Raw genomic sequence first — 17,315 nt, 5'->3', positions numbered from 1 at the left:
CACCAGCGGCGCCATCGCCACCCGCCACCGCCTCAACCGCCACGGCGACCGACGCCTCAACGCCGCCCTGCACACCATCGTCCTGGTCCGACAACGCCACCACGAACCCACCCGCACCTACACCGCACGCCGCACCACCGAGGGCAAGAACCCCCGCGAGATCCGCCGCTGCCTCAAGCGGTACCTCGCCCGAGACCTCTACCGCCTCCTCGAAACACCACCAACGGCAACTTGACGCAACATAGGAGCGTCCCCCGCACCCGACCGCTCGACCGCCCTGAGCTCGGAAGGGTTTGCGCAGCCACAGGGGTGGGGACGTCGCGCAGCGACCGTCTCGACGGGCCGCGGCGGTGGTCACCGGGTTTCGAGGCTCGTCGCCCAGGGGCTCCTCGCACCTCGACCACCCAGGACCCTCGCTGGTCGAGGTGCGACGAGTGCCAGCGAGGAGTCTCGAGACCCCCGCACCTGACCGCGTACCGCTCACGATCGCCGTCCTGCGACGTCCCCGCTCACTTGTGCGACGCCCACCACGACACCCCCTGGTCCCAAGGCGGCACCACCGACACCAGCACCGGCCGACTGCACTGCGGCCCCCACCACCGCCGCGTCCACGGCCCCGCCTACCGCCACGAACGCCTGCCCGACGGAACCATCCGCGTCCACCGACGGCCCTGGGCAAGCGGGCACGAGGTTGCTGCTCCCGGTCTGCTCTGTCGTGCTTCGACGACGACGGATCCACAGGCCTGTGGATCGTCGGTCGCGCGGATCGGCGAGCCGGGTGAGGCTTCGGGGCGTGACTGGACCGACGCTCGACCTCGACCTCCCGGTTCCCGCCCTGGCGGCGGGCCCGTTCACCCGCGCGCAGGCGGCGGCCGCCGGGGTGACCCGGTCGCGGCTGGAGCGGCTGCTGCGCGCCGGCACCGTGGTGCGGGTGCTGCGCGGGGTGCACGCGGCGGCCACGGCGGAACACGACTCCGAGTTCCGGGCCGCCGCGGCCGGGCTCGCGGTCGGTCCGGAGCACGTCGCCGTCGGGCGCACCGCCGCGTGGGTGCACGGGGCCGACGTCACGGTCTTCACGCCCCGCGGCCTGCCACCGCTGCCGCCGGTGCCACTGCACCGCCGACGCGTCGGCACCGTGCAGGAGCGCGACGTCCTGGACGTCGGCGGCACCCTGGTCACCACCCCGCTGCGCACCGCGCTCGACCTGGCCCGCGACGACGACGAGCCGGTCGCGCTGGCGGTGATGGACCACCTGCTCTCCGACCGGGTCGTCACGTCGACCGAGCTGCTGGCCGCGCTGGCGTTCGGCCCGCACGACGCCTGGGTGCGCGAGCTGGCCGTCCTGGCCGACGACCGCGCCCGCCGTCCGGTCGAGTCGGTGCTGCGGCTGCAGTGGCTCCGGTCGCGGCTGCCGACGCCGTCGCCGGGGCTCGTGGTGCCGACGCGCGACGGCGCCGTCCGGCTCGTGCTGGGGCTGCCCGACCACCGCTTCGGCGTCCTGCTGGCCCCGGCCGCGACGGGTGCCGACGTACGCCGCCTGCGCGACGCCGGCTGGTGGCCGGTGGTGCTGCCCGAGGCCAGGGTGCTGCACGCCGAGCTGGAGACCCTGCGCCGCCACCTCGAGCGTGAGTTCCACCAGGCGCTGCTGGCGGACGTCGGGTGAGGTGTCAGGCGGTGCCGAGCGCCTGGATCGCCTCGTGGATCGACAGCGTGCGGGTGGCGGACTCGACGTGGAGGTTCTCGACCATGCGGCCGTGGTAGGTGACGACGCCGGAGCCGCCCTCCTCCCACGCCTGCAGCACGCCGCGGGCGTCCTCGACGGCCTCGGCGCTGGGGGCGAACACCTGGTTGGCGCCCTCGACCTGGCCGGGGTGGATCAGCGTCTTGCCGTCGAAGCCCATCTCGCGGCCCTGGCGGCACTCGGCGAGGAAGCCGTCGGTGTCCTTCACGTCGTTCCAGACCCCGTCGAGGATGGCCTTGCCGGTCGCCCGGGCGGCGAGCAGCGCCAGCGAGAGCCCGGTGAGCAGCGGGGCGCGGCCCGGCACGTGGGCGGCGTACAGCTCCTTGACGAGGTCGTTCGTGCCCATGACCAGCACGGTCAGGCGCTCGGACGCGGCGGCGATCTCCTCGGCGTGCAGCATCGCCACCGGCGTCTCGACCATGGCCCACAGGGCGGTGTGGTCGGGGGCGTCGTAGCGCTCGAGCTTGTCGGCGAGCGCCTGCACGGCGGCGGCCGAGGCGACCTTGGGCACCACGATGCCGGCCGGGCCGGCGGCGCAGGCGGCGCGGAGGTCGTCGTCGTGCCACGCGGTGTCGGCGCCGTTGACGCGGATGGTCACCTCGCGGTGGCCGTAGTCGCCCGAGGCGGCCGCCGCGCACGCGGCCTCGCGGGCGTCGGGCTTGGCGTCGGGGGCGACGGCGTCCTCGAGGTCGAGGATGAGCCCGTCGCACGCGATGGTCTTGGCCTTCTCGAGCGCGCGGGCGTTGCTGCTCGGCATGTAGAGCACCGAGCGCCGGGGCGTGAACTCCTCGCTCATCAGGCGTCCGCTCCGATCGCGTCGTACGCCGCCCTCAGCTCGGGGTCGATCGCGGCGAGCTGCTCGGCGAGCTCGACCATGACCAGGCACTGCTTGAGCGAGGCGTCGTCCTCCATCTTGCCGTCGAGCATCACCGCGCCGGTGCCGTCGCCCATGGCCTCGACCACCCGTCGCGCGTGGGCGACGTCGTCGACGCTGGGGGAGAAGACCTTCTTGGCGATGGCGACCTGCTTGGGGTGCAGCGTCCAGGTGCCGACGCAGCCGAGCAGGAAGGCGTTGCGGAACTGGTCCTCGCACGCCACCACGTCGGCGATGTCGCCGAACGGCCCGTAGTAGGGGTAGATGCCGTGCATCGCGCAGGCGTCGACCATGCGGGCGACGGTGTAGTGCCACAGGTCCTGCTGGTACGTCGGCCGGTCGCCGTCGATGGCGCCGTCGACGGGGTCCTGGCGCACGAGGTAGCCGGGGTGGCCGCCGCCGACGCGGGTCGTCTTCATGCGGCGGTCGGCCGCGAGGTCGGCCGGGCCGAGCGAGAGGCCCTGCATGCGGGGGCTGGCGCCGCAGATCTCCTCGACGTTGGCCATGCCGCGGGCGGTCTCGAGGATGGCGTGCACCAGGATCGGCCGGGTCAGGCCGGCCTTGGCCTCGAGCTGCGCGAGCAGGCGGTCGACGTAGTGGATGTCCTCGGCGCCCTGCACCTTGGGCACCATGACGACGTCGAGCCTGTCGCCGATCTCGGTGACCAGCGTGGTGAGGTCGTCGAGGCCCCAGGGCGAGTCGAGGGCGTTGACCCGCGTCCACAGCTGGGTGCCGCTGTCGGGGCCACCGAGCTCGGGGTTGGCGCGCGAGACGTCGACGAGGCCCTGCCGGGCGGCCTCCTTGTTGTCGGCCTTGACGGCGTCCTCGAGGTTGCCGAGGAGCACGTCGACGGTGCCGACCATGTCGGGCACCTTGGACGCCATCTTGGCGTTGCTCGGGTCGAAGAAGTGGATCGCCCGGCTGGGGCGGGCGGGCACCTCGCGCAGGGGCTCGGGCGCCCCCACCGCGAGCGGCCGGAAGAAGTCCTTGGCGCTGCGCATGGCGCGGACGCTAGCAGCGCGCAGCGGTGCCGTGGCTGTGACTGATCCCACCCGTGACCGACCGCATCGAGGCCCTTCGACGGGCCCCGGAGCCGTGTGCCGACCCCTCCACCGGGTACCTGGTCCGAGACACCCACGATCCATGACGACGCGTTAGAGGAGCACCCGACGTGACCGACGTCAGCTACACCACCCCCGGACTCGACGAGGGCGCCAGCGCCCGCACCATCGAGCTGCTGCAGTACCGCCTGGCGGCCTACAACGACCTCCACCTCACGCTCAAGCACGTGCACTGGAACGTCGTCGGCCCCAACTTCATCGGCGTCCACGAGATGATCGACCCGCAGGTCGAGGTCGTGCGTGGCTACGCCGACGAGGTGGCCGAGCGCATCGCCACCATGGGCGGCTCGCCCGGCGGCACCACCGGCGACATCGTCAAGGCCCGCGACTGGGACGACTACAGCCTGCGCCGCGACACCGTCACCGCCCACCTGGGCGCCCTCGACATGGTCTACCGCGGCGTCGTCGCCTCCAACCGGGACGCGATCGCCGAGACCGGTGACCTCGACCCGGTCACCGAGGACATGCTCATCGGGCACACCGCCGAGCTGGAGAAGTTCCAGTGGTTCGTCCGCGCCCACCTCGAGAACGTCGCCGGTCACCTGCCGACCGACGACGTCTCGAGCGAGCAGGCCGCCGCCGACGCGACCCGCTGAGCCAGGCGCCGTACGCCCCCGGACCCCGACGGGTCCGGGGGCGTCGTGCGTCTAGAACGCCGTGGCGAGCAGGTCGGCGTGCATCGCGTGCTCGTCCGCGACCTCGGGGTCGAGGCCCTTCCCGCGGAACCACGCGCACACGTTGGCGCAGTCGCGCAGCAGGAAGTCCCACCCCTGGGGGTTGGCGACGAGGTCGACCGTCTGCGGCAGGTCGATGACGACGAGCCGGTCATCCGCGACGAGCAGGTTGTACGCCGACAGGTCGCCGTGGACGAGCCCGTGCTGCGCCATGGTGGCCATCGCCTCGCGCAGCTGCTCGAACAGGTCGCGCAGCAGCCCGGCCCCGGGTCGCAGCTGCGCCAGGCGCGGGGCGGTGTCACCGTCGTGGCTGACCCACTCCATGAGGATCTCGGTGCCGTCGACCTGCACCGGGTAGGGGACCGGCAGGCCCGCCGCCCAGCAGCGCACCAGCGACGACCACTCGGCCCCGGCCCACTGACCGGCGGCCACGGCCTTGCCGAACGAGGTCCCGCGCGCCACGGCGCGGGCCTCGCGCGAGTCCTTGCCGCGCCGGCCCTGGGGGTAGGTGTCGTTGCGGTGGAAGTCGCGGTGCTGCGTGTCGCGGTAGCGCTTCGCGGCCATGACGACGCCGCGGCCGTCGTCGACGGCGCGCTCGAGCAGGAAGACGTCGGCCTCCTTGCCCGACTTCAGCACGCCGAGCTCGGTGTCGACCGCGGCCCGGTCGGTGACGACCCAGTCGGGCCGGGGCTCGGGGCCGCGGCACAGCGGCTCGACGTCCCACCAGGTGCTCCAGCGCTGGCGGGAGTCGTCAGGGTCGTCGTAGGGACGGAAGTCGCAGGTGAAGGCGGGGTCGATGGGCTCGGTCGAGTCCTCGAAGAGGTGCACGGGTGCTCCAGGGGAGTGAGGTGAGGCGGGCGGCGGGCAGGCCGACGTCAGTCGTGCGCATCTCGCCTCCTCTCCCCGGGCGGGCCCCGTGCGGGCCCGGCGTCGCCCCAGCGTCGTACGACGTGCGCCCGGGTGGCAACGTATTTTCCGTGCCACCCGAGCGACGGCTCAGTCGGCGCTGACCTCCGCTCGGTCGTCGGTGGCCCACTCGACGTGGAAGGTGCCGTCGCGGTCGACGCGCTGGTAGGTGTGGGCGCCGAAGTTGTCGCGGAGGCCCTGCACGAGGGCGGCGGGGAGCCGCTCGCGGCGCAGGGAGTCGAAGTACGACAGCGACGAGGCGAACGCCGGGACCGGTACGCCGGCGGCGGTCGCGAGGGAGACGACCCGGCGCCAGCCGGCCTCGCCGTCCTTGAGGGCCTGGGCGAAGTAGTCCTGCGTCATCAGGGTGGTGAGGTCGGGCTCGGCGTCGTAGGCCTCGCGGATCCGGTCGAGGAACCGGGCCCGGATGATGCAGCCGCCCCGCCAGATGGTGGCGCACACCCCGGGGTCGACACCCCAGTCGTGGGTGTTGCTGCCCTCGGTGATCATGTCGAAGCCCTGGGCGTAGGCGACGACCTTGCAGGCGTAGAGCGCGGTGCGGACGTCCTCGACCAGCTGGTCGGGGTCGTCGACCTCCGGCACGCGCAGCTCGTCGGAGAACGTCTTCTGCGCGGCGGCCCGCTGCTCGGCGTGGCCGGAGACGCTGCGTGCGAAGGTCGCTTCGGCGATGCCGGTGACCGGCACGCCGAGGTCGAGCGCGCTCTGCACGGTCCAGCGGCCGGTGCCCTTCTGCTCCGCCTGGTCGAGCACGACGTCGACGAACGGCTGGCCGCTCGCGTCCTCGTGGGCGAGCACGTCGGCGGTGAGCTCGATGAGGAACGACTCGAGGTCGCCCTCGTTCCACTCGCGGAAGATCTCGGCGATCTCGGCCGGGCTCTTGCCGAGCAGCGTGCGGAGCAGGTCGTAGGCCTCGGCGATGAGCTGCATGTCGGCGTACTCGATGCCGTTGTGCACCATCTTGACGAAGTGGCCGGCGCCGTCGGGGCCGAGGTGGGCGGCGCACGGCGTGCCGTCGACCTGGGCCGCGACGCCCTCGACGATCGGGCCGAGCCGGTCGTAGGCGTGGTCGGAGCCGCCGACCATGATGGACGGTCCGTTCAGCGCGCCCTCCTCGCCGCCCGAGACGCCCATGCCGACGAAGTGCAGGTCCTTCTCGGCGAGCGCCTCCTGCCGGCGCAGGGTGTCCTCGTAGTGGGCGTTCCCGCCGTCGACGACGATGTCGCCCTCGTCGAGCAGGGGCACCAGGTCGTCGATGACCGCGTCGGTCGCGTCGCCGGCCTTGACCATGATGACGATGGCGCGGGGCTTCTTGATGCTGGCGACGAAGTCCTCGAGCGACTCCGAGGCGACGAACTCGCCCTCGTTGCCGAACTGGTCGACCAGGTCGGTCGTCTTCTGCGCCGTGCGGTTGTGGACAGCGACGACGTGGCCGCGGCGCGCCATGTTGCGGGCGAGGTTGCGGCCCATGGTGGCCAGCCCCGTGAGGCCGATGTCTGCCGTGGTCCCGGTGGGCGATCCGTGGTTGTTCACGTACGCCGTCGTACCCGGTGCCGGGCCGGGCTCACGCGCGGACCAGCCGGCCCAGGGCCCACCGCGCGACAGGGGCGTACGCCGCCACGACCGGGGCGGGGCCGCGCACGGTCAGCCACGTGGCGCAGCCCCCCGGCTCGGGCACGACGCCGTGCTCGAGCCGGAGCCGGACCGGCCCCAGTCGCACCTCCCAGGCCCAGGTGCGGGCGGGCTCGTCGACCTCCAGCACCGTGAACGGCACGGGCAGCGTGGGGTGGGGCAGCAACCCGGCCCGCACGGTCCCGCGCGCGCCGCCGACCAGGCGGGGGGCGTCGAGTTCGACCCGCTGGATCTGCGGCGACCACGTCGACCACAGGCTGGGGTCGGCGTAGCGCTCCCAGGCGGTGTCTGGGGCGGCGTCGCCGCGGGTACGCAGGGTCACGGTGGCCATGGCGGGGCAGTACCCGCTCCGCACGCGTCGGCCGCCCGCCCCGTCCCCGCCGACCAGGAGCATGATGACCCGCTTCTCCGCGAGCAAGCAGTCCGCCGCCACGGTGCACTCCTCCCGCGCCGAGGTGTGGGCGGCGCTCACCGACCACACGCTGCTGCCCCGGCTGACGCCGTACCTGCAGCGCATCGACGCCGACGGGGACACCTGGACCTGGCACGTGGTGCGGATCCCGGTGCTCGGGGGGTCGATCGGGTCGACCTTCGTGGAGCAGATGAGCTTCGAGGAGGGAGTGCGCATCGGCTTCCGGCCGCACCCCGACCACCCCGACCAGCAGACGCTGGTGCGCGGCGAGTACCACCTCGAGGAGCGCGCCGACGACAGCACGCGGGTCTCGATCGACATCGAGGTCGACGCCGACCTGCCGTTCCCGCGCGTCGCACGGCCGGCCGTGGAGGCGGGCATGGCCACCGTCATGAGCGGCATGGGCATCGCGTTCTCGCGCAACCTGCTGCGTCACCTGGGGGAGGCCTCGTGAGGATCCTGGTGCTCGGGGCGTCCGGCTACGTCGGCTCGCGCCTCGTCCCCGCCCTGCTCGACGCCGAGCACGAGGTCGTCGTCGCGTCGTCCTCGCAGCCCCGGCCCGAGCGCTTCGCGTGGGGCGACCGCGTCGCGTGGCGCCGCTGCGACGTCATCGACCCGATCGCCGTCGAGGAGGCCGTCGCCGACGTCGACGCGGTCTGCTACCTCGTGCACTCGCTCGACCGGCGTGGTTTCGAGGACCTCGACCGCCAGGGAGCCGAGGCCGTGCGCGACGCCGTGCGGCAGTCCGACGTACGGCGTGTCGTCTACCTGTCGGGCCTCGTGCCCGACGTCGAGCCCTGCGACCTCTCCGCCCACATCCGCTCGCGCCTCGAGGTGGAGCAGGTGCTGCTCGAGGCGGGCTCCGAGAGCTGCAGCGTCGCCGCCCTGCGGGCGGGGGTGGTGCTCGGTGCCGGTTCGACGTCGTTCGAGGTGATCCGGCAGATCGCGACGCTGCTGGTGCTGCAGCCGGTGCCGACCTTCCTGGAGCACAAGGTGCAGCCCGTCGCCGTCACCGACCTGGTGCGGGCGATGGTCGAGGCCTTAGACGAGTCGCGCGAGCCGCGCCTCAAGGGTGCCGTCGACGTCGGCGGCCCGCAGGTGCTCAGCTACTCGCGGCTGCTGGCCGAGTGCTCGCGCGCCGCCGGCCTGCTGCGGCTGCGGGTGCCGATCGTCTCCGTGCCGGGTTCGCTGGCGGGGCTCGGCACCGCGGCGCTGGTCTCGGCGCCGTTCTGGACCGTCACCGCGCTGGTCGAGAGCCTGCACCACGACATGGTGTGCCGGCCGGGGGAGACCTGGGAGCCGCAGGACGCAGCGCCCCTGCTCGGCGTGCGTGCGGCCATGCGACGGGCGTTCACCGCGCCGGGCACGAACCTCGAGTCGCCGCTGCCGAGCGACCCGGACTGGACCCGTACCGACGTGCCGCTGCTCGACCAGCTGCCCATCCCCGCCCCCGCCACCGTGCGGGCGGGCGCCGGCCTGCTGCTCAAGCGCGCCCGCGGCGTCCTCGGGTCGCTGCCGCTGCGCTGACGCCCGCGGCTGGTCCGGCGGCTGGCGGTGAGGAGGTCACGGGTCGGCTTCGCCGACGGTCCACGTCTCGCGGGTCGTGGGCGTGCCGGGGCCTGCGAGGCGTGGACCGTCGTACGCCGGCTGGCTCAGCCGCCGCCCTGCAGCCGTCGGCGGCGGCGCGCCTCCCGACGCTCCTCCTTCTCCTCCAGGTCGCGCTGGATCTGCCCGATCTGCTTCTCCCGCCCGTTGGCCAGCACCCCGACCGGGCCCATGGCGGTGCCGATGGTGACGAAGAGCGGCCACGGGAAGCCCGTCCCGGTGCCGGCGACGAGCAGGCTGACCCAGATCACCCAGCAGATCAGCGTCGGCACCAGGAAGCTGCCGAAGGCGCCGACGAGCCGCTGGCGGTACTGCGCCTCGGCCTCCTGGCGCAGCGCCGCCGAGGGTCGGCGGGTGACGACCTGGTCGCTGACGAGGTCGCGGACGAGCGGCGGCAGCTCGCCGAGGGTGCGGGCGGCCCGGAGCTGGTCCTGGCGCTCGTCGAGCTCGGCACGGTCGAGCCGCCCCTCGGCGAAAGCCTCGGTCAGCACCTCGCTGACGACGTCGCGGTCGCGGTCGGAGGCCCGCAGGTGCCGGTGCGCGGGCAGGCGGGGGTCGTGGTCGAAGCGCTCCCAGGCACCGTGCGGCATCTCCCCGGACATGTCGCCAGCCTAGGGGGAGACGTCACCCGGCAGCAGCGACCAGCTCTCGAGGTCGATCCGCTCGTCGCCGCGGTGGTGCACCGAGCGCAGCACGCCCTCGATGGTGTAGCCCGCCCTCGCCACGACGTTGGAGCTGGCCGGGTTGTCGGTGGAGACCAGGGCGACGACCCGTTGCATGCCCTCGTCGAGGGCCCAGCCCGACAGCGCGCGCAGGGTGGCGGTCGCGACCCCGCGGCCCCGGGCGTGGGGGAGGACGGCGTACCCGACCTCGACCTCGCGCGCCTCGCGGTCGACCGGTCCGGTCACGGCGTAGGCGACGAGGTCGCCGGCCGGGTCGAGCACCGCCCAGCCGTGCCGGTCCTCGGTGGCGAAGCGGGCCAGCCACGCCTCGACCCACCCGTCGGGCAGCGGCACGGGCACCCGGGTGAACCGCTGGATCTCCGGGTCGGTCATCGCCGCGCGCAGGACGTCCGCGTGCTCGTCGGCGAGCGGCACCAGGCGGATCTCGGTCACCGGCGCATCATGCACGCCCCGGCGACGGCCGCGACGGTAGTTTGCGGCGCATGACTCCTCGCGTCGACGTGACCGCCCTGACCGACCGGCTGCGCGCGGAGGGCGTGCGCGGCGTGCAGGTCGGATGGGTCGACAACAACGGCATCGTGCGGACCCGGGTGCTGCCGGTCGACGACCTGGAGGGCGGCGTGCGACGAGGCGCCGGCGTGACGGCCGTGTTCGCGGTCTTCGACAGCCACGACGGCATCACCTTCGCCCACGAGGGCCTCTCCACCCCGTCCGGCGACGTCCGCCTCGTCCCCGTGGTCGACCAGCCGTCCGACGTCACCGTCCTGCCCGGCCAGCCCGGCCTGGCCTGGGCCCAGGGTCGGCAGGTCACGGCCGACGGCGAGCCCTGGCCGTACTGCCAGCGCACCGTGCTGGAGCGCCAGGTGGCGCGGCTGGCCGACGCGGGCTTTGAGGCCCGGGCCGGGTTCGAGATGGAGGTCTACCTCTCGCACGAGTCCAACGACGGCGCGCTGGTCGCCGGGCACCGCGGCCCGGCGTACTCCGCCAACGCCGTGCGCGACGTCGAGGACGTCGTCGTGACGCTCCTCGGTGACCTCGAGGCAGCGGGGCTGCGCGTCGGGCAGGTGCACGCCGAGTACGGCGGCGCCCAGCTCGAGCTCGCCCTCGCACCGCTCGACCCGGTCGCCGCCGCCGACGCCCAGGTGCTGGCGCGCCAGGTCGTGCACGCCGCCGCCCGCAACCACGGCCTGCGCGCCAGCATGGCGCCGCTCCCGAGCGCCGAGGTCGCCGGCAACGGCTGGCACCTGCACACCTCGCTGGTGCGCGACGGGCGCAACGCCCTCGTGGGCGACGGCGAGCACGGGCTCTCCGAGGTCGGCCGGGGGTACGTCGCCGGGTTGCTGCGGGAGCTGCCGGGGCTGGTCGCCGTCACCGCGCCGAGCACCGGCTCGCTGCTGCGCCGACGGCCGCACTACTGGGCGGGGGCGTTCACCGCCTGGGGCGTCGAGAACCGGGAGGCCGCGCTGCGCCTCGTGCCGGCGTCGCGCCTGCTGGGCGACGAGGTCACCAACGTCGAGCTCAAGGCCTCCGACGCCTCGGCCAACCCCTACCTCTCGCTTGCGGTGGTGCTCGCCGCCGGCCTCGCCGGCGTGACCGAGGGACTCGAGCCGCCGGCCCCGGTGCAGCAGGACCCGGGGTCGATGGGCGACGCCGACCGGACGGCCGCCGGCATCGTGCCCCTCGCCACCACGTGGGAGGAGCAGCGGGCGCACCTGCTCGGCAGCGACCTGGTGCGCGAGGTGCTGGGCGACGACCTGCTGGGCGCCTTCGTGGCCTGCCGCGACGCCGACGCCGCCTGGGCCGAGGGCAAGCCCGACGACGAGGTGCTGGCGTCGCTGCGCTGGCTCTACTGATGGGCCTGCTGCCGTTCCCGGGCGCCGACCGGGTGCTCGCCCGCCACCGCGCGGCGCTCCCGCAGCCCGACCAGCTGTGCGGTCCGTTCTCGGCCCACGTGGCGCTGCACGCGCTGCTCGACGCCCCTCCGACGGTCACCGCGCTCGCGGTCGCGTCGGGCACCCGGGTCTTCCCGTCCGACGTCGCCGAGTGGCGCCCGCCGGGGGCGCGGTTCGACACCTCGGGGTGGGCGATCGTTCCGCACGCCACGACAGCAGGCGAGAGCGGCTCCGACGCCGCCGGGGTCGCGGCCGGGGTGTCCGCCACGACCGGCGTCGAGGTCGTCGCGGCCCGCGACCTGGACGTCACCGGGCTCGGCCGACTGCTGCTCTCGCTGGCCGAGGGCCCCGACGTGGGCGTGCTCGCCAACGTCCGCACCGGCGCGATGGACCCCGGGACCCCCTTCGACGTGGGGCACTTCGTCGTGCTGCACGGCGTCGCTCCGGACGGCTCCGAGGCGGGCGTGGCCGACACCTACGCCGAGCTCGGCCAGGCGGGCGAGCCGCCCGGCTGCCGGGTGGTCACGACCGCGGCGCTGCACGCCGGCCTGTCCGCCCCTCCCGGGCGGGGGCTGCTGCTCCTGGTCGCCGCCGCCGACGCGAGCGGCGTACGGCGACGGGTGGAGGAGGCGGGCGGGTCGACCGACCTCTGGTCGACCTGAGGCTCACCAGCCCCGCTCGCGCCACTCCTCGACGTGGGGGCGCTGCTCGCCGATCACCGAGTCGTCGCCGTGGCCGGGGTAGAACCACGTCTCGTCGGGCAGCCGGGCGAAGAGGCGCTCCTCGACGTCGGCCAGCAGCTGCCGGAACGCGTCGGCGTCGCCGAAGGTGTTGCCGACCCCGCCGGGGAAGAGGCTGTCGCCGGTCCACAGGTGCGGCGTGCCCTGCGGGTCGTCGTACAGCAGCGCGACCGAGCCGGGGGTGTGGCCGCGGAGGTGGATCACCTGCAGCTCGGCCTCGCCGACCCGCACGACGTCGCCGTGAGCGACGCGCTCGTCGACCGTGACGCCGGTCTGCTCGGTCACGGCGTCGGCGTCGGGCCCGCCGACGACGACCCGGGCGCCGGTGGCCGCGACCACGTCGGCGAGGGCCCGGTGGTGGTCCCAGTGCTGGTGGGTGGTGACGACGGTGGCCAGGCCGTCGTCGCCGACGAGCTCGAGCAGCCGCTCCGGCTCCGCAGCCGCGTCGACCAGCAGCTGCTCGCCCGTGGCCCGGCAGCGCAGCAGGTAGCAGTTGTTGGACATCTCCGGGTCGACCGCGAGCTTGGTGACCACCAGCCCGGCCAGCTCGCGCACGTCGGGCGTCCCGCCGGGGGAGACCGTGCCGGAGTAGGTGCCGGAGGGGCTGCCGTCGTGGTGGCTCATGTGAGGCAGCCTACGGTCGGTGGGGGATTGTCGGAGGGCCGACGTAGGTTGCTCCGAGGGCGTCCGACGACGTGCGCCCGCAGGGTCGGGCGTGCCTGGGTACGTCGACACCGTCCAGACGTGGGCGTCCGCTAGCCTGGCGAACACGTGTTCGAACTACTGTGGCGCCGGGCCCGACCCCCACGTCGTACGCAGCAGAGCGAGGAGCTTGTCCGTGGCTGATCAGCTGGTCGTCCGAGGGGCGCGCGAGCACAACCTCAAGGACGTCTCGATCGAGCTGCCCCGTGACTCGCTCGTCGTCTTCACGGGGCTGTCCGGCTCGGGCAAGTCGAGCCTGGCCTTCGACACCATCTTCGCCGAGGGCCAGCGGCGCTACGTCGAGTCGCTGTCGGCCTACGCCCGGCAGTTCCTGGGCCAGATGGACAAGCCCGACGTCGACTTCATCGAGGGCCTGAGCCCGGCCGTCTCGATCGACCAGAAGTCCACGTCCAAGAACCCCCGCTCGACCGTCGGCACCATCACCGAGGTCTACGACTACCTGCGCCTGCTCTACGCCCGCGCCGGCCGGCCGCACTGCCCGGTGTGCCACGCGCCCATCGAGCGCCAGACGCCGCAGCAGATCGTCGACCGGGTGATGCAGCTCGAGGAGGGCACGCGCTTCCAGGTGCTGGCCCCGGTCATCCGCGGTCGCAAGGGCGAGTACGTCGAGCTCTTCCGCACGCTGCAGGCCCAGGGCTTCAGCCGGGCCCGTGTCGACGGCCAGACGGTCCAGCTCGCCGAGGCGCCCGCCCTGGAGAAGCAGCGAAAGCACACCATCGAGGTCGTCGTCGACCGCCTCGTGGTCAAGCCGAGCAGCAAGCGCCGCCTCACCGACTCCGTCGAGACCGCGCTGGGTCTCGCCTCGGGCCTGGTCGTGCTCGACCTCGTCGACCTCGACGCCAAGGACCCGCACAAGGAGATGAAGTTCTCCGAGAAGATGTCGTGTCCCAACGAGCACGACATCGAGACCGACGAGCTCGAGCCGCGGTCGTTCTCCTTCAACTCGCCCTTCGGTGCCTGCCCCGAGTGCACCGGCCTCGGCACCCGCATGGAGGTCGACCCCGAGCTGGTCGTCAGCGACCCCGACGCCACGCTGGGCGAGGGCGTCATCCAGCCGTGGTCGGGCGCCCACGTCGCCGACTACTTCACCCGGTTGCTCGGCGCGCTCGGTGACGAGCTCGGCTTCGACCTCAACACGCCCTGGCGCAAGCTGCCCGCCAGGGCGCGCACCGCGATCCTCGAGGGCCACGGCACCAAGGTGCACGTGCGCCACACCAACCGCTACGGCCGCGAGCGGTCCTACTACACCTCCTTCGAGGGCGTGCGCCCCTACGTCGAGCGCCGCCACGCCGAGGCCGAGAGCGACACCAGCCGCGAGCGGTTCGAGGGCTTCATGCGCGAGGTGCCGTGCCCGGCCTGCCAGGGCACCCGCCTCAAGCCGGTCTCCATGGCGGTGACGCTGGGCGGACGCTTCGGTGAGGGAGGCCGCACCATCGCCGAGGTCGCCCGGCTGCCGATCAACGAGGCCTCCGACTGGCTCAACGCCCTCGAGCTCACCCCGCGCGAGCGGCAGATCGCCGAGCGGGTGCTCAAGGAGATCCAGGAGCGGCTGCGCTTCCTGCTCGACGTCGGCCTCGACTACCTCTCGCTCGACCGGCCGTCGGGCTCGCTCTCGGGCGGCGAGGCCCAGCGCATCCGGCTCGCCACCCAGATCGGCGCCGGGCTCGTGGGCGTCCTCTACGTGCTCGACGAGCCCAGCATCGGCCTGCACCAGCGCGACAACCAGCGGCTCATCGAGACCCTGGTGCGCCTGAAGAACCTCGGCAACACGCTCATCGTCGTCGAGCACGACGAGGACACCATCAACGTCGCCGACTGGGTCGTCGACATCGGCCCCGGCGCCGGCGAGCACGGCGGCCAGGTGGTGCACTCCGGCACGGTCGCCGACCTGCTCGAGCACCCCGACTCCGAGACGGGGCTCTACCTCTCGGGCCGCAAGACGATCCCGGTGCCCGCGGTGCGACGCCCCCGGAACAAGAAGCGGCAGCTCACCGTGCACGGTGCCCGGGAGAACAACCTGCGCGACATCGACGTCAGCTTCCCGCTCGGCTGCTTCGTGGCCGTCACGGGCGTCTCCGGCTCGGGCAAGTCGACGTTGGTCAACGACATCCTCTACACCTCGCTGGCCAAGACGATCTACAACGCGCGCACGGTGCCGGGCCGGCACAAGCGCATCACGGGCGTCGACGAGGTCGACAAGGTCATCCACGTCGACCAGTCGCCGATCGGTCGCACCCCGCGGTCCAACCCGGCGACCTACACCGGGGTCTGGGACCACGTCCGCAAGCTCTTCGCCTCGACGCCGGAGGCCAAGGTCCGCGGCTACCAGCAGGGCCGGTTCTCGTTCAACGTCAAGGGCGGGCGCTGCGAGGCGTGCTCCGGCGACGGCACCCTCAAGATCGAGATGAACTTCCTGCCCGACGTCTACGTGCCCTGCGAGGTCTGCCACGGCGCCCGCTACAACCGCGAGACGCTCGAGGTGCACTACAAGGGCAAGACCGTCGCCGACGTGCTCGACATGCCCATCGAGGAGGCGGTCGAGTTCTTCGCCGCCATCCCGGCCATCTCGCGCCACCTGACCACGCTCGTCGAGGTCGGGCTGGGCTACGTCCGTCTCGGACAGCCCGCGACCACGTTGTCGGGCGGCGAGGCCCAGCGCGTCAAGCTGGCCAGCGAGCTGCAGAAGCGCTCGACCGGCCGCACGGTCTACGTCCTCGACGAGCCCACCACGGGCCTGCACTTCGAGGACATCCGCAAGCTCCTCGGCGTGCTCTCCAGCCTGGTCGACAAGGGCAACACCGTCCTGGTCATCGAGCACAACCTCGACGTCATCAAGACCTCCGACTGGATCGTCGACATGGGTCCCGCGGGCGGCAACCGCGGCGGCACCGTCGTCGCCGAGGGCACCCCCGAGCAGGTCGCGGCCGTGCCCGAGAGCTTCACGGGGCAGTTCCTGCAGCCGTTGCTGGGCTGAGCGCGAACCAGGCGGTCGCGGGCCTGCTCGACGGCGTCGCGGCCGAGGTCGAGGACGGCCGGCCCATCTTGGTCGGCTGCGCCCGCGTCGACGAGGGTGGGCGCACCGACCTCGTCGAGCCCGTCCTGGGCGGTTGCTGACGCCCGGTCAGCGCCCACAGGCTCCTGCTAGGTGGCGTGGCTAGCCTGGCCCTCCCGCGCGCCCCACTCCGCGCCCGACCCTGCGCCACCGCCCCAGGAGGGACCCCATGGACCACCGTGCCGCCCCTGCCCAGCCCAGCCCCGACGAGAGCGCCGCGTCGTGCTGCGTGCGCCACCGCCTCGGAGCGTCGCCTGCCAGCCGGCGCGCGCTCGTCGCCGGCGCCGTGGGCGTGCCGCTGCTCGCGGCGTGCGGCAACAGCGGGTCCTCGAGCGGCTCGGAGGGCTCGGAGGGCTCGGAGGGCTCGGGTGGGTCCGGGTCGTCGGGTGGCTCGGGGGAGTCGGGCGGCAGTGCCAGCGGCATCGCCAAGTCTGACGTGCCGGTCGGCGGCGGGGCGATCTTCGCCGACCAGGAGGTCGTCGTCACCCAGCCGACCGAGGGCGAGTTCAAGGCGTTCACCGCCGTCTGCACGCACCAGCAGTGCCTGGTCACCGAGGTGACCGACAGCGGCATCGACTGCTCGTGCCACGGCAGCGTCTTCTCGATCGAGGACGGCTCGGTCCTCGAGGGCCCGGCCGAGGAGCCGCTGGCCGAGAAGTCGGTGACCGACGACGGCGACACGCTGACGGTGGCCTAAGGTCACGACCAGCCGCCGCACCCGGGCCTCGGTCAGCCCGCCTTCACGGCGAGCACCGGGCACGGCGCCTCGAGCAGCACGTGCTGGGCGGTCGAGCCGGTCAGGACCTTGCCCACCGGGCTCCGTCGGCGCAGCCCGATCACCACGAGGTCGGCGGCGTGCTCCGTCGCCGCCGCCAGGACGGCCTCGGCCGCCGAGCGGCCGTCGACCGGCTGCACCACCTCGTGGTCGACGCCGGCGTCGACCAGCTCGTCACGGATGGCGTCGAGCTCGTGCTCGCCCGCAAAGCTCGGGTGCGAGTAGTCGCCGTGCCGACCGGTGTTGACGACGACGAGGCGGCTCGCGCCGGCGACCGCCCAGTCGCGGGCCGCGTGGTACGCCGCCAGGCCCTCGGCGTTCGGGACGTAGCCCACCACGATCGTGCGCGGGAGGCCGTTCGGGGCTCCCGCGGTGGCGTCGGCGGGAGCGGGGGAGTCGGTCATGTCGCGTCGTTCCTTCGTCGGGGGCGGTCCTCCCAGGGTGCCCGACAGGGCGCTCGCGACGCG

The 17,315-nt window shown here is 73.5% G+C and carries 18 protein-coding genes; 9 read left to right on the top strand and 9 right to left on the bottom strand.

The genetic code is table 11. The features are described from left to right. The coding region (locus ACYU8I_RS14300; protein ID WP_460841999.1) for a transposase at positions 1 to 235 on the top strand (235 nt) is incomplete at its 5' end. A gap of 558 nt (positions 236 to 793) precedes the next feature. Further along, positions 794 to 1,663, top strand: a complete 870-nt coding sequence (locus ACYU8I_RS14295) for a type IV toxin-antitoxin system AbiEi family antitoxin domain-containing protein (RefSeq protein ID WP_460841997.1) — start codon at positions 794 to 796, stop codon at positions 1,661 to 1,663. Positions 1,664 to 1,667: 4 nt separating this feature from the next. Here the strand turns inward: ACYU8I_RS14295 and ACYU8I_RS14290 are convergent, their stop codons facing one another. Both ACYU8I_RS14290 and ACYU8I_RS14285 read right to left on the bottom strand, forming a co-directional pair. Next, positions 1,668 to 2,537, bottom strand: a complete 870-nt coding sequence (locus tag ACYU8I_RS14290; RefSeq protein WP_460841994.1) for an HpcH/HpaI aldolase/citrate lyase family protein — start codon at positions 2,535 to 2,537, stop codon at positions 1,668 to 1,670. After that, entirely contained in the window at positions 2,537 to 3,616 is a 1,080-nt protein-coding gene (locus ACYU8I_RS14285) for an HpcH/HpaI aldolase/citrate lyase family protein (protein ID WP_460841991.1), read from the bottom strand. The genes ACYU8I_RS14290 and ACYU8I_RS14285 overlap by 1 nt, the downstream gene beginning before the upstream one ends. Positions 3,617 to 3,786: 170 nt before the next feature. Between ACYU8I_RS14285 and ACYU8I_RS14280 the strand changes: the two genes are divergently transcribed. Then, positions 3,787 to 4,332 carry a Dps family protein gene (locus ACYU8I_RS14280; protein WP_460841988.1) on the top strand — a complete coding sequence of 182 codons (546 nt, stop codon included), beginning with the start codon at positions 3,787 to 3,789 and terminating at the stop codon, positions 4,330 to 4,332. A 51-nt stretch (positions 4,333 to 4,383) separates the two neighbouring features. Here the strand turns inward: ACYU8I_RS14280 and ACYU8I_RS14275 are convergent, their stop codons facing one another. The 3 genes from ACYU8I_RS14275 to ACYU8I_RS14265 all read right to left on the bottom strand — a co-directional run bounded on the left by ACYU8I_RS14275 (position 4,384) and on the right by ACYU8I_RS14265 (position 7,297). After that, entirely contained in the window at positions 4,384 to 5,238 is an 855-nt protein-coding gene (locus ACYU8I_RS14275; protein ID WP_460841985.1) for a serine protein kinase RIO, read from the bottom strand. Positions 5,239 to 5,406: 168 nt separating this feature from the next. Further along, entirely contained in the window at positions 5,407 to 6,867 is a 1,461-nt protein-coding gene (gene gndA / locus ACYU8I_RS14270; protein ID WP_460841982.1) for an NADP-dependent phosphogluconate dehydrogenase, read from the bottom strand. 31 nt (positions 6,868 to 6,898) lie between these two features. Then, positions 6,899 to 7,297, bottom strand: coding sequence for an SRPBCC family protein (locus tag ACYU8I_RS14265; RefSeq protein ID WP_460841980.1), 399 nt, complete (start codon positions 7,295 to 7,297; stop codon positions 6,899 to 6,901). A gap of 64 nt (positions 7,298 to 7,361) precedes the next feature. Here ACYU8I_RS14265 and ACYU8I_RS14260 point away from each other — a divergent pair, with 64 nt between their 5' ends. Continuing rightward, positions 7,362 to 7,832, top strand: coding sequence for an SRPBCC family protein (locus ACYU8I_RS14260; protein WP_460841977.1), 471 nt, complete (start codon positions 7,362 to 7,364; stop codon positions 7,830 to 7,832). Next, complete coding sequence (locus ACYU8I_RS14255; RefSeq protein WP_460841974.1) at positions 7,829 to 8,905, top strand: NAD-dependent epimerase/dehydratase family protein; 1,077 nt, start codon at positions 7,829 to 7,831, stop codon at positions 8,903 to 8,905. The genes ACYU8I_RS14260 and ACYU8I_RS14255 overlap by 4 nt, the downstream gene beginning before the upstream one ends. Before the next feature lie 125 nt (positions 8,906 to 9,030). On the opposite strand, the gene ACYU8I_RS14250 is transcribed toward ACYU8I_RS14255, so the two are convergent. After that, a complete protein-coding gene (locus ACYU8I_RS14250; protein WP_460841972.1) occupies positions 9,031 to 9,585 on the bottom strand; it encodes a DUF1707 SHOCT-like domain-containing protein in 555 nt (184 codons plus the stop codon). 9 nt (positions 9,586 to 9,594) lie between these two features. After that, entirely contained in the window at positions 9,595 to 10,098 is a 504-nt protein-coding gene (locus ACYU8I_RS14245; RefSeq protein ID WP_460841971.1) for a GNAT family N-acetyltransferase, read from the bottom strand. Between the two features lie 50 nt (positions 10,099 to 10,148). Between ACYU8I_RS14245 and ACYU8I_RS14240 the strand changes: the two genes are divergently transcribed. Next, positions 10,149 to 11,519 carry a glutamine synthetase family protein gene (locus tag ACYU8I_RS14240; protein ID WP_460841969.1) on the top strand — a complete coding sequence of 457 codons (1,371 nt, stop codon included), beginning with the start codon at positions 10,149 to 10,151 and terminating at the stop codon, positions 11,517 to 11,519. Further along, positions 11,519 to 12,220: a DUF6885 family protein gene (locus ACYU8I_RS14235; RefSeq protein ID WP_460841967.1), complete on the top strand. Its 702-nt coding sequence runs from the start codon at positions 11,519 to 11,521 to the stop codon at positions 12,218 to 12,220. The genes ACYU8I_RS14240 and ACYU8I_RS14235 overlap by 1 nt, the downstream gene beginning before the upstream one ends. Before the next feature lie 3 nt (positions 12,221 to 12,223). Here the strand turns inward: ACYU8I_RS14235 and ACYU8I_RS14230 are convergent, their stop codons facing one another. Continuing rightward, positions 12,224 to 12,922, bottom strand: a complete 699-nt coding sequence (locus ACYU8I_RS14230) for an MBL fold metallo-hydrolase (protein WP_460841965.1) — start codon at positions 12,920 to 12,922, stop codon at positions 12,224 to 12,226. Positions 12,923 to 13,136: 214 nt separating this feature from the next. Here ACYU8I_RS14230 and uvrA point away from each other — a divergent pair, with 214 nt between their 5' ends. Continuing rightward, positions 13,137 to 15,995, top strand: coding sequence for an excinuclease ABC subunit UvrA (gene uvrA, locus ACYU8I_RS14225; RefSeq protein ID WP_460841963.1), 2,859 nt, complete (start codon positions 13,137 to 13,139; stop codon positions 15,993 to 15,995). A 247-nt stretch (positions 15,996 to 16,242) separates the two neighbouring features. Further along, the gene (locus tag ACYU8I_RS14220; RefSeq protein ID WP_460841961.1) at positions 16,243 to 16,770 is read left to right on the top strand and encodes a Rieske (2Fe-2S) protein; all 528 of its coding nucleotides are present in this window, start codon (positions 16,243 to 16,245) and stop codon (positions 16,768 to 16,770) included. Positions 16,771 to 16,802: 32 nt separating this feature from the next. On the opposite strand, the gene ACYU8I_RS14215 is transcribed toward ACYU8I_RS14220, so the two are convergent. After that, a complete protein-coding gene (locus tag ACYU8I_RS14215; RefSeq protein ID WP_460841959.1) occupies positions 16,803 to 17,252 on the bottom strand; it encodes a universal stress protein in 450 nt (149 codons plus the stop codon). Between the last annotated feature and the right edge of the window lie 63 nt (positions 17,253 to 17,315).

This window comes from Nocardioides marmoraquaticus (assembly GCF_054777915.1).
Note: the sequence above shows the minus strand (reverse complement) of the source record. Positions and strands in the feature narration are given on the sequence as shown.

Excerpts from the sequence above, each read along its gene's own strand:
- ACYU8I_RS14290 (WP_460841994.1), bottom strand. The coding sequence starts at position 2,537 with ATGAGCGAGGAGTTCACGCCCCGGCGCTCGGTGCTCTACATGCCGAGC.
- ACYU8I_RS14285 (WP_460841991.1), bottom strand. The coding sequence starts at position 3,616 with ATGCGCAGCGCCAAGGACTTCTTCCGGCCGCTCGCGGTGGGGGCGCCC.
- ACYU8I_RS14265 (WP_460841980.1), bottom strand. The coding sequence starts at position 7,297 with ATGGCCACCGTGACCCTGCGTACCCGCGGCGACGCCGCCCCAGACACC.
- ACYU8I_RS14260 (WP_460841977.1), top strand. The coding sequence starts at position 7,362 with ATGACCCGCTTCTCCGCGAGCAAGCAGTCCGCCGCCACGGTGCACTCC.
- ACYU8I_RS14250 (WP_460841972.1), bottom strand. The coding sequence starts at position 9,585 with ATGTCCGGGGAGATGCCGCACGGTGCCTGGGAGCGCTTCGACCACGAC.
- ACYU8I_RS14240 (WP_460841969.1), top strand. The coding sequence starts at position 10,149 with ATGACTCCTCGCGTCGACGTGACCGCCCTGACCGACCGGCTGCGCGCG.
- ACYU8I_RS14235 (WP_460841967.1), top strand. The coding sequence starts at position 11,519 with ATGGGCCTGCTGCCGTTCCCGGGCGCCGACCGGGTGCTCGCCCGCCAC.
- ACYU8I_RS14230 (WP_460841965.1), bottom strand. The coding sequence starts at position 12,922 with ATGAGCCACCACGACGGCAGCCCCTCCGGCACCTACTCCGGCACGGTC.
- ACYU8I_RS14220 (WP_460841961.1), top strand. The coding sequence starts at position 16,243 with ATGGACCACCGTGCCGCCCCTGCCCAGCCCAGCCCCGACGAGAGCGCC.
- ACYU8I_RS14215 (WP_460841959.1), bottom strand. The coding sequence starts at position 17,252 with ATGACCGACTCCCCCGCTCCCGCCGACGCCACCGCGGGAGCCCCGAAC.